Raw genomic sequence first — 11,480 nt, forward strand, 5'->3', positions numbered from 1 at the left:
ACACTTACACACTTTTTTGTTGTATATGATATGTCGTTTATTGTGCTGTAACTTGCAGTAAAACAAATATTTATGATTTATGAATGGGGTTTGGCACGCAGATTGCATTTAATAAAGCGTAGCACACTAGCTACAAAAATAAAATGTCACTAACAATAAAAAATTAAAATTATGAAAAAGTTATTAGTTGCAGTAGTAGTATTTATGGGAATGGGAACAGCAGCGTTTGCACAGTCAGCAGATGCAGTTCAGAAACAAGAGGTTGTTACTTTGGTAACAGAAGATGCTTTTAAAGAGGTTAAAGCAGAAGACCTGAACGAAAAAGTACAGGCCACTCTTGCTACTTACAATGAAGCCTATACAGTTAAAAAGCTGGAATATAACGAAGAAAAGAAAATTACTCGCGTAACTCTTGAAGCAAAAGAAAATCAGACAGAAAAAGTGGTATCACTTAACGAAGAGGGTAAAGAGGTAGAATAATCCCAATTATCTACGATAATATCTGAAAACTTTAAAAATAGGCCTCCTGTGAAGAAGGTCTATTTTGTTTTTATTTCAATACAATAGATGTTTTTTTATTGTACCTTTGTTGCTATTATTTATATTAGCTACATAAAAAATGGCATTCGAAGCAACCAAAAGAGAGTGGAGTGATTTATATGTATTCTTCCGTTTGTTGGCAAACGGTTTGGTAAACACTGGCACAGTTTCAGGAGAAATAAACAAGAGCGTACAACATACTTTATGTGCAATAGAGCGCGAAGAACACGACGGTAGTCGCCTGTATCGCATTCTTGGAGACAATATACACATAGGTAAAGAAGATACCCAGATAATTCCAAGGGAAAAGTTCGCTGTTTTTGCCGATCTGATATTGGGAGGTATAAAAGGTAGTTCGGAAGATACAGTAGTTTCTCCTGATGGTGTAGAAGAATTCCTGGATGAACTTAAAATCTATGAACTGGATGCAAAAACGCAGGAACGTACCAATTTAACTTTATTCTTTTGGAACATGGATGCGCCGGCAACAGGTGTTGTTATCCGTTCGCGTTTATCCCGTATGCATCCGTTACTTGATGGTGGACGTGCTGCCAATATTAAATTCGAACTAACCGGAATGAAGTTTTCCAATCCCATGATAAGCAAAGTGAATGCTGTTGAAGGCCAAAACACTGTTGCCGAACGCATGATGCTTATTGAAAGCCTGGGAGGTATTTTAAAATATTCGGATGTTGCCGATAAAGTTTTCCGAAGCAACCTCTGTATGATCGATCTCCATTTTCCCCGGTTGTTGGCAGAAGTACTTCGTATTATGCAACTGGATGGAATAACCCGCACACAAGATTTGATAGAGGCTGTAAAAGCAATGAATCCTCTAAAAATAAAGGATGAACTTATTGAGAAACATCATTTCTATGAGTATAAGATGAAACAATTTCTGAACGCAGCTGTTACAGGTATGCGTCCGGCTAAAATATATACCGCACCTTCCGCTGCCATTCAAGGACTTCTTCTGGTAAACGGTAAAGGAGAGATTCTTTATTATCCGGTAGCTGATAATCAATTATTTAATGATTTCTTATTCTATAATACTCGTTTTGAGCAAGGAGATGTACAAAAGGATCATTATGGAACAATCGAAAAAGAGAATGGCATTCTTTACTTCAGATTAAATGCAAAGGTTGGGCTGGTGAAGAGGTAGTTAAACATTCTGATTATTTAATTGTTATATTGAATGAAGCATAATTTAAATTTAAATAAGCAAATGATGAAAAAAAGAATCTTATTGATAACTGTTATCTCCGGTGCTCTATTAGTATCTTGTAACAGTAATAAAAAGAATAATCAGGTTTCGGAAGTAGATGTGGTTGAATCAGTTGTAAGAACTACTGTTACCGATAACCAAGGAAATACAATGGTACTTGCATTTTATAATGAAAGTGGTACTGCAATAGCCGAATTAAATGGTGAAGCAATTAACATGGTTCGAGACACTACTGCCTCAGGTGTAAAAATGCACAACAATGAGTATGAATACGAAGAGTGGCAGGGACATATCGTACTGAAGAAAGATGGTAAAGTTGTTTTCGACAACAAAGATGTTGTGAGTGCTTCGGTCACCAATAAACAGGGTGAAAAACTGGATATGACTTTCAACAATAACAATAATACCGCTGTACTTAAGTTGGATGGAAAAGAAATCAACCTGAAAGCTGATACTACTGCTTCGGGTATAAAATATAGTAATGCAAACTATGTGTACGAAGAATGGCAGGGACATAGTGTTTTGAAAAAAGACGGTAAAGTAGTGTTTGATAATAAGAAATAGCCTGTATATTCACAATTAGGCCAAAAGGCAATATATCTTGTTCCTCTATGAACGGATCTATTGCCTTTTTCATTGGTATCGTGGAATTTCTATCTCTTTTTATCCCGGTAGGATAACCCTTTTCTCCCGGTAGGATGAAGCCTTTCTCCCGGTAGGATAAACGGTTTATCCCGGTAGGACAAAGCCTTTATCCTACCGGGAGAAAAGTGAGTTCAACAAATATCTTTCTATACTCTTCCCTAAGATACTTTTGTATCTTCCCTGTGGTACTTTTGTATCTTGCCTGTGGCACTTTTGTATCTTCCCTGTGATACTTTTGTACCACAGGCGTGATACTTTTTTCTCACAGGTAAAAAAGTGTTGGTACTGTAAGTTTTTGATTACCAGTTGTGTTTGTAACTTCATCAAAGCTACACCACTTCCACAACCTCACTTAAATCCTTTCTTGGGGTTCTTTCCCCATTCTCTTTATCAGGATATCCAAGCGGTGTCATAACTACCGGATAAAGATTCTCTGGCAAATCGAATAGTTTCCTGAACAAATCAACATCGAATGCACAAACCCAACAAGTGCCGAGTTGCTGTTCCGTTGCAGCTAAACAAAAATGTTCCATGGCAATAGAAATATCAATATCGCAATGATCTTTTCCATCGAACCTACGTTTCCACGACTGGCTGGTATCGCCTAATATAACCAGATAATATGGACAATCGGAAACATTAAACCATTGTGCCTGATAGCATTGTTTTAATAGAGCTTGCTTCTCCTTATCCTTTATTAAAAGAAATTTCCAAGGTTGCCTGTTTACAGCCGATGGCGCATGCCGGGTGCATTCCATTATGTATTCAATCTTTTCCTGTTCAATTTCGTGAGATAGGTATTTACGTACGGATTTTCTTTCTTTTACCAATTCTAAAAAGTTCATATATGTCTTGAAGTTTTAATAGCAAATTAATTACTTTTGTATGATTGAACAAAAGTATAAACATTCCCAGAATTACTCAACTCCTATGGCAATAAAAATAGTAGTGACAGGCGATTTACATCTTGGCAAACGCTCATCGTTACTTACTGATGGCAACAATACAACATCTACAAAATACACGTGGGGTAATATTGTACAATATGTTATCGACCAGCAAATAGATTTACTCTTATTAACCGGTGATATTGTTGACCGCGACAACCGGTTCTATGAAGCCATTGGCCCTTTGCAAACCGGATTCGATAAACTGTCTCAAGCAGGAATACCTGTTTACCTTGTTGCCGGCAATCATGATCATGATGTACTGCCACAAATCATCACCATAAATAACCTTTCTGATGTGCATTTATTGGGTAGAGATGGAAAATGGGAGAGCCAGATTCACTCAACCCCAAACGGTGAATCGGTGCGTATAGCCGGATGGTCGTTTACCAACAAATATATTTACGAAAGTGCCATAAATAACACCTTTCCTCAATTTGAAGATAGTATACCCACATTGGCATTGTTACATGGTGATGCTTATCAAGCTATAAGCAAATACAATCCGGTAAACATAGAAAAGATGAAACAATATCGTGCAGTAGATGCTTGGCTGTTAGGCCATATTCACAAAGCAGATGTTATTTGCGAAAAAACTCCCCTGATACTTTATCCCGGATCGCCACACGCTTTAAATCCCAAAGAAAAAGAAATACATGGCCCTTGGTTACTTACCATAGAGAATAAAGAAATAACCTATAAACATCTCCCTTTATCGCCTGTATGCTATCAATATTTAAATATTGATGTATCAACAGCAATCAACGAAATTGAATTCAGAAAACAGGTTATCGCTGCCTTCGATATGCATTTATTGCAAATCAAAGAACAATATAACCCTCACTTCCTGGTATACGACATTGAATTTACAGGTACCCACAACAATGTATATGAGCTTCGGAAGTGGAGCGACGAGATAAAGAATTACAATCCGGATGATTGGTGCCATGTATCTATCCGTTCCATGGAATACAATATCAGGCCGGAACTCGATATAAACCAACTGATGAATGAACCTTCGTATATTGGTGTGTTGGCTACAGCCATTAAAACTCTTGAAACGGGAAGTTCTAACGGTTTTATTGATAAACTGGTTGCCGATTGGAAATCACGTTACGAACACCTTACTACTATGCCAGTGTATATTCCACTCAAGGCCCAGAAACCAGATAAGGAACTGGATAAAATGGCCAGAGAATACGTTCTTAATGAATGCCGGGAACTAATTGCTGAACTCAATCATCAACGAAATGAAAATTAAAAAACTTACAATAAACAGGTTACCTGGTTTCCCCGAAGGTCTTAAAGGTATCAATAAACTGGCCGGGAACGTTAATATTGTAACCGGACCCAATGGTTCGGGTAAGAGCTCAACAGCCCGTTCCATACACAAACTAATTTGGTGGGATAATGTATCAGCAAGATACGAGATTGATGCTTTGCTTAACATCAACCGCGAAACTTGTGGAATAAGGATTGATTCGCAGGGATATACACGTATTAATGCCAATGGGCAAGTGCACGATGACTTCTCTTTTGTTTTTCCTAAAGAGTTCAGTAATCAATACATGTTGGCGCTTCACGATTTAATACACAACAATGATGATAATCTTGCCCGGATTATTGCCAAAGAAGTAAATGGGGGAGTAGACCTTGCCAAGGCAACCGGCAGACTAGATTATAAGTCGAGTAATCCTAATGTTGCTCAACCTCGCTATAAATATTTCGTCGAAGTTCAAAAGGAGTTATCAAAGCTGGAAGCAGAACAATCTTTGTTATTGAAGGATGAAGAGAAGCTTTTTCTTTTGGAAGCAGAAAAGAAGCAAGCCGAAGAAGCATCCGGATATAAAGATTTATATGAAAAGATACTGAATTTTCTTGATGCCCGTAAAGCGTATGAAACATCCCGGATTAAACTCGATAGTTTTCCCAAAGCTATATACAAACTAAAAGAGGATGATTATAATACAATTGAAACGCAGGAAAGAAAAATAGCTGATATTGACAGATACATCCTTGAAGAAGAGAAGACAATTAGAGACAACTGGCAGAAAATAAATTCACTACGTATTCCAGATAAAGAAATACCCGAAGAAGTTATAACCGAACTATCTGCAAGGATTGAAAACCTGAAAACCCTGCAACAACAGATTTCATCCCTTGAACGGGAAATAAAAAATCAGGAAGTAGTATTGAACCAAACCGGACGGCTTATTGCTTCGGAACGGGAATTATCCGGTCTGCGTGAAATAAATCTGGAAGAAGCCGGTTACCTGAATGAGTTTATTCAGGCAGCAAATGAGGCAGAAGGAATAAATGCCAATCTGCTAAACGAAAAGCGGAGGCTGGAGAAAGATTTAATTGAATTGAAAAACAAACTGACCCAAAGCATCTCTGTTGATAATATCCGCAAAGGAGCCAGCATTTTATCCGATTGGCTAAAGGGTATAACATCGCACCGGCAAAACAACCTCTTATGGGTGATGATTGCTTTAATCGGCTGGTGTTTGTTGGCTATAGCCATAAGCTATAATGCTAAAAAAGAGGCCGTTCTGCTTGTAGGAGGTATTTCATTGTTACTTATCCCAATTGTTGTTTATGTAAACAGAAAGAACGGAAAGCAACAAAATAGTGAATTGAATGTTCGCATAGCCGATTTCAAAAAGTGCTCTTTACCGCCTCCTGCCCATTGGGACAGTGTTTCGGTAACAGCAAGATTACAGGAGTTGCTAAATACCCTCGACATTGTATCGGCTAAAACCGATATAGAAGAACAATTGAAAAAGATCAGTATTGAACTTGAGCAATCTCAAACAAGGCTGATGGATATTAAAACAGAATACTTCCGGATAAAGGAGAATATGGGAATGCTTCCCGAAAACATGGATTTACTTACCAGTAATTACAATTCGTTTTTTCTTTTCCTTTCCAATTTATCCAAGTGGCAGGATGCTGTTATTGAAGTTGAAAAACTGCAAAGCGAGCAACAGACCTATTACAACAACTACTTTGATGAGCTCGGTATAGTAAATACACTTTTTGATAGTCTGAATTATACCACTGCTGATAACCACGTACAGGCTTTTTCGCTATTACAAACCCTGAAAAAGGAATGCGAAACCAAAACCAGAATATTTAATGAGATTATTTCGCAAAGGAATATTATTGAGTTGAAACAAAAGGAGAAAGACAGTTATCAATCTTCGCTAAAAGAAATATATTCTCGTTTGGGGTTGCCTTACGGAAGTAATAAAGAAGTTTATCAATTAAATGCGGATTATCATTTATTCAGACAGACACAAAAGCAGGCTACCGATGATTTAGCTATGGTGAATGCAAACGAACATTTGTTATCGACTCATCCGTTGTACGCTGTTTATAAAGAAATGAACAAAGAAATTACCACAGAAGAAGTTCGGCAAAAGAAATCAGAATATGAGTACCTGTCGGCCAGGCAAAGTGAAATCATGCGTGAAATGTCCGACATAAAAGCCCGAGTCCGTGAAAGAAAATCGAAGGATGATATTGAGAAGGCTTTAAATAAGAAAGAAGAAGCACTGAACGGATTAGACGGTCTGTTACATAATAACCTGAAATCGACTACAGGAGATTTAATTATTTCGCATCTACATGAAGAGATATCATTGAACAATGACAATCCGGTTTTTAAGCGCGCCAATAAAATACTGGGTGCAATAACCGGAAACAGATATAAACTGATTTTAGGAGAAGGGCGTCAGCCAACCTTTAAAGCGTATGATAATAAGCTGAATCAAATCCAATCTCTGGACGAAATATCTACAGGAACCCGTGTACAATTGTTGTTGGCTATCCGGCTGGCATATATCGAGACACAAGAGAATCAGATTAAACTACCTGTATTGGCTGATGAGTTATTGGCAAACAGTGATGACGAACGTTCGGAAGCCATTATCCAATCGCTGATTGAAATAAGCCGTAACCGCCAATTGTTTTACTTTACTGCTCAGGCAGATGAGGTTCGTAAATGGGAAGAACATCTATTAAAATATTCTGATATAGATTGGAGGATATCTTACATTTAGTATGTATATTTGTGTATATAACCATGAATGAATTATGATACAGGATAAAAATCCTCTATATAAACTGGGCTTAGCATTAAGCGGCGGCGGAGCACGCGGATTTGCCCACTTAGGCGTTTTAAAGGCAATGGAAGAACGGAATCTGCGTCCGGATATTATTTCAGGAACCAGTGTAGGCTCTCTTATTGCTGTTTTTTATGCCGACGGATATACCACACAAGAAATTATGAAGATTGGCTTATCCGTAAAATTTACTTCCATCATTGAAGGTATAATACCCCGTGGAGGCTTTTTCAAGACTACCGGAGTTCAGCATCTATTGGTTAAGTATATAAGAGCCAAGAGATTTGAAGATCTCAACATTCCTGTCCGGGTGGTTGCTTCGGATATTGAGAGTGGTAAGGCAAAAGTTTTCTCCAAAGGCGAAATCATTCCCGCAGTTCTTGCTTCGTGCTCTGTTCCAATTGTCTTTACCCCGGTAAATATAGACGATCATCATTATGTAGATGGTGGTTTGTTGATGAACTTTCCCGTATCCGTAATCCGAAGAGATTGCAAAACCGTTCTGGGTGTTAATATAAGTCCTGTAATTTCAATGAAATACGAAGAATCCATGAAGTATGTAATTGAACGCTGTATGAATTATATGGTAGGGGCAAACACTTCTGCCCAACGAGATTTATGCGATTATCTGATTGAATGTAATGAGGTGTCGGAGTATTCTATATTTGATTTTAAACACAATCAGGAAATATATAAAAAAGGCTACACACTGGCCTGCACATATTTGGATGATAATAAAAAGAAGATTGATAAAGATTTGCTTTCTGTAAAGTCAAAAGGGTTGGGACGGAAGATAATGAAGTTGTTGGGAAAGATTTAATCAAACTCCCGGATATTTTCTTAAATATTCAAACCTGTAACCACATTCTTTTAATTTTTGAATCAGTAAAGAGAGATCATTCTGTGCGGTTACTTTTGCAAACATCTGATTGTGCATCAGTAAAACCACATGGTTAGCAGTAAAAGTTAAGGTAGGGCGTTCAAAAAGCTGTTCAATCTCTATAATCAATTCCTCAATACTCTGTTTGGGTGAGTAATCTTTGGAGTTATACATCCATTCTATATCCCAGCCAAATACCTGATAACCGTTTTCGACCAACAGAGCGGCAGAAGTAGCCCCTGTTTGTTTATAATTCTTCTTTCTTTCACCGAGTTGCCATAAATTACGTCCCGGTAGGCGAGCTATTTTGTATTTGATGTTACAACTCGTTTGGTTCTTTTCAAAGTCGTTCAATACATATTCCGGGTTTTGATAAAAAGCAGCATATCTGTGATTAGCATGCGAATAGCTATGGTTGTATATTTCTATGAATGGATTTTCTTCGAACTTCTGATGGTATTCCCGGAAACGGTGACTGCCATCTATTGAACATCCTACGCTGAAGAGGCTTGTTTTAACTTTCTCAATCGTAATAATGCTATCGATATATGCACTGCCATTAAGTGGGGCATCATCAATAGTTAGATAAATGTACTGTAAGCGTCTCCGCTTTGTCGCCTATATTGTATTTCTTGTTTGTTCTTGGTCAAGGAATGACTGATTTTTTAAAATTCAAAGGGATTTCTTAAGAATTCAATCGTTCTTTTTCCATCTATCTGGTAACCACTCCCTATATACCTCTGTTTTTGTATTTGGTGGTAATGCTGCTGTTTTGTTAATGACATCAGCTAGATATTCAAAGAAGTTAATGTTGTTTGCCCTACATGAACAGGCTAATGAGTATAGTATTGCCCCTCTCTTTGCTCCCTGGTGACTTCCAAAAAACAATGAGTTCTTCCTTGATAATGCAATATATCTGTTATGTCGCTCTGCTATGTTATTGTCCAGTTTATAGTTTGGCTGATTAAATATCTCTTCCAATGCATTCCATTCGGATAGCATATACTCCACTGCTCCATAAAGGTCACTTTTTGGAATCAGGTTCGGATCATTCTTTATTCGTACAAGGTTCTTTTTTATTTGCTTAAGTATTGGCGGTGCATATTGCTGCCTGAATCGATGGTGGTCTTTTTCCTTCCAGCCGTCTTGTCCTATTCGATGTTGATGCTCTTTGTGATAGAGTTCATTAATAAGTTCCACTATTTTTTCTGCATCCTTATCCCCCTTAATATCCATAAACTTTCGTTTTACATGTTGGAAGCATGCCAACCTTGTAATATGTGGATACTCGTTGCTTTCAAGTTTTTTGTAAGGAGCATAAGCATCGCTCTGTATGGTGTGTTGGTAGTTTTTAAGCAAATCAAGTATCACCTGCTGAGAGCGAGATCCATCTTCATAAAAATAATATACCAGCCCCAGTTGTACAGCAATCACTACCCAGATGTATCCTTTCCTAACAGCTTTACCCTTACTGTTTTTCTCTTTTACCAAAATAGTGTAATAGGTTTCATCGCAAGAAAGATAAGTGGTGTCCAAAACAGCTACTTGCATGGCTTTATAAAGGTTTTCAAACAAGCCAGCTGTTTTTGCTAATAATCCGTGTGCGGTAGACTTTTCAAGTGCAAAACCATTTTCGCGGAAGTAGCCTATAATGCGTTCCACACTCATGGAGTATATATAGCGCAGCTGACACATACCTGCAATGAAAGAACCATCGTATTGCGAGTTTTGAAAAGGTGCAAGGGGAGCTTTGGCGCTTATTACTGTATCTGCTGCACTGTAAATATGCAACCTGTTTATACGCTTGATGAAGCGGGGAGGTATGAACAAGTAACGAATGGAATCTCGTATGCCTATTTCACGGGCATTATGGGGATCAAAGCGAGGATCATCGGGATAAATATCTATTATCTCTTCTTCCAACTCATAGTGCGGCTTACGTTTGGCACCATTGTTGCCTCGTTCTTTGGGGCTGTGGACGATACGCTCTTTCGTTACCACAGGCTGTTGCTGTTCTGATTCGTTAGAGAGGAGTTTGGTGAGATTCTTACAGACCTTGGTTTGTTTATTTAATGCTCCTTCTTTACTGGTAAGTGCTTCTTGCAAGGAGGAGATGGTTAGAGTGAGTTCGTGTACCTGAGCAGTAAGATCAAGAATAATCTTTTGATAATTCTTATTGAGTTCTGTAACTGCGTTTAACTGGTCTTGTAATAATTCAATAACCCGGTCTTTTTTCATACCTCAAAGATACGAAAACAGAACCGGGCTACAAAGAAATTTAGCAATTATTTTAGTCTCAACAATCTGTATATCAATACATTAGGCGCCAGTTCGTTTGATTTTAAAGCGTTTTCGATAGTGTACGGAACGTAACGAGACGCCTTGCATGATTAAACAAAACGTCTCCCAGGAGAGTTCATAACTACCACTATGGGCATTAAAACGGGGGACTTCAAAGGTGCCTTCTTCTAAACGTTTTTGATAAAGAATAAATCCATCCGTATCCCATCGCAGGAGCTTAACGCTTCTTCTGTTTTTGGAAAAGAACACAAAAACGTCACCCTGTACGGGAGATAAGTGCATCTGCGATTTTACTAACGTGTAAAGGCCATTTATGCCATTGCGCATATCTACGTAGTGCTGACAAAGGTAGTAGTGAATACTTTCATTTAGGGCAAACATGATTTTATTTCCTCCGTTTTAAGATTGTAATAATTAATGAAAGAATTGATGCTATGGGCATTACCTTGCTTGATGGAAACGGTTACACCGTCGGAAAAGGTGATGGTGATTCCATAAAGAAACTCCGAAGCAGGATTGGGTTCGGAAGTTGATAATGGAGCAAAAACAGACTGCTGACAGGAGGCAACAGGTTTGAGAGAGCGTAAAGAGATGCCTTTACGGCTCATCCAAAGTCGCATGCCAGTATTGTTAACATGCTTCTCACGGCAATAAGAAAGAAGCGTGAGCGAAGGGAAACGTTCAAGACACGAAAGATAACCATCGAGGGTTTTCTGATATAGTTCTGAGGCTTGCATAAAATATTATATAAAAATTAAATGCAAAGATACAGAACAAGGAAAAGACAATATAGGCGACAAAGCGGAGACGCTTAC

The 11,480-nt window shown here is 38.1% G+C and carries 11 protein-coding genes; 6 read left to right on the forward strand and 5 right to left on the reverse strand.

The window, feature by feature from the left end:
• Positions 1 to 171: 171 nt before the first annotated feature.
• The 3 genes from D0T85_RS09925 to D0T85_RS09935 all read left to right on the forward strand — a co-directional run bounded on the left by D0T85_RS09925 (position 172) and on the right by D0T85_RS09935 (position 2,329).
• A complete protein-coding gene (locus tag D0T85_RS09925; protein ID WP_163212803.1) occupies positions 172 to 480 on the forward strand; it encodes a hypothetical protein in 309 nt (102 codons plus the stop codon).
• A gap of 139 nt (positions 481 to 619) precedes the next feature.
• On the forward strand, positions 620 to 1,702 hold the full coding sequence (locus D0T85_RS09930) for an HpaII family restriction endonuclease (protein ID WP_163212805.1): 1,083 nt from the start codon (positions 620 to 622) through the stop codon (positions 1,700 to 1,702).
• Between the two features lie 63 nt (positions 1,703 to 1,765).
• Positions 1,766 to 2,329, forward strand: coding sequence for an MliC family protein (locus D0T85_RS09935; protein ID WP_163212806.1), 564 nt, complete (start codon positions 1,766 to 1,768; stop codon positions 2,327 to 2,329).
• Positions 2,330 to 2,739: 410 nt separating this feature from the next.
• Here D0T85_RS09935 and D0T85_RS09940 read toward each other — a convergent pair whose 3' ends face one another.
• Positions 2,740 to 3,255 carry a nitroreductase family protein gene (locus D0T85_RS09940; protein ID WP_163212808.1) on the reverse strand — a complete coding sequence of 172 codons (516 nt, stop codon included), beginning with the start codon at positions 3,253 to 3,255 and terminating at the stop codon, positions 2,740 to 2,742.
• Between the two features lie 40 nt (positions 3,256 to 3,295).
• Between D0T85_RS09940 and D0T85_RS09945 the strand changes: the two genes are divergently transcribed.
• The 3 genes from D0T85_RS09945 to D0T85_RS09955 are packed head-to-tail and all read left to right on the forward strand — an operon-like array spanning position 3,296 to position 8,304.
• Positions 3,296 to 4,618: a DNA repair exonuclease gene (locus tag D0T85_RS09945; RefSeq protein WP_203558450.1), complete on the forward strand. Its 1,323-nt coding sequence runs from the start codon at positions 3,296 to 3,298 to the stop codon at positions 4,616 to 4,618.
• Positions 4,608 to 7,421 carry an ATP-binding protein gene (locus D0T85_RS09950; RefSeq protein WP_163212812.1) on the forward strand — a complete coding sequence of 938 codons (2,814 nt, stop codon included), beginning with the start codon at positions 4,608 to 4,610 and terminating at the stop codon, positions 7,419 to 7,421. The genes D0T85_RS09945 and D0T85_RS09950 overlap by 11 nt, the downstream gene beginning before the upstream one ends.
• Positions 7,422 to 7,455: 34 nt before the next feature.
• Positions 7,456 to 8,304 carry a patatin-like phospholipase family protein gene (locus D0T85_RS09955; RefSeq protein WP_163212814.1) on the forward strand — a complete coding sequence of 283 codons (849 nt, stop codon included), beginning with the start codon at positions 7,456 to 7,458 and terminating at the stop codon, positions 8,302 to 8,304.
• Here the strand turns inward: D0T85_RS09955 and D0T85_RS23055 are convergent, their stop codons facing one another.
• The 4 genes from D0T85_RS23055 to D0T85_RS09975 all read right to left on the reverse strand — a co-directional run bounded on the left by D0T85_RS23055 (position 8,305) and on the right by D0T85_RS09975 (position 11,402).
• Positions 8,305 to 8,955 carry a polysaccharide deacetylase family protein gene (locus tag D0T85_RS23055; protein ID WP_163212829.1) on the reverse strand — a complete coding sequence of 217 codons (651 nt, stop codon included), beginning with the start codon at positions 8,953 to 8,955 and terminating at the stop codon, positions 8,305 to 8,307.
• A 102-nt stretch (positions 8,956 to 9,057) separates the two neighbouring features.
• On the reverse strand, positions 9,058 to 10,602 hold the full coding sequence (locus D0T85_RS09965; RefSeq protein WP_163212816.1) for an IS66 family transposase: 1,545 nt from the start codon (positions 10,600 to 10,602) through the stop codon (positions 9,058 to 9,060).
• Positions 10,603 to 10,683: 81 nt separating this feature from the next.
• Positions 10,684 to 11,046, reverse strand: coding sequence for an IS66 family insertion sequence element accessory protein TnpB (gene tnpB / locus D0T85_RS09970; RefSeq protein WP_163212818.1), 363 nt, complete (start codon positions 11,044 to 11,046; stop codon positions 10,684 to 10,686).
• Positions 11,034 to 11,402: a hypothetical protein gene (locus D0T85_RS09975; protein WP_163212820.1), complete on the reverse strand. Its 369-nt coding sequence runs from the start codon at positions 11,400 to 11,402 to the stop codon at positions 11,034 to 11,036. The genes tnpB and D0T85_RS09975 overlap by 13 nt, the downstream gene beginning before the upstream one ends.
• Positions 11,403 to 11,480: the final 78 nt, after the last annotated feature.

This window comes from Bacteroides sp. 519, assembly GCF_010500955.1.
In the GTDB taxonomy this organism is placed as follows: Bacteria; Bacteroidota; Bacteroidia; order Bacteroidales; family Bacteroidaceae; genus Bacteroides.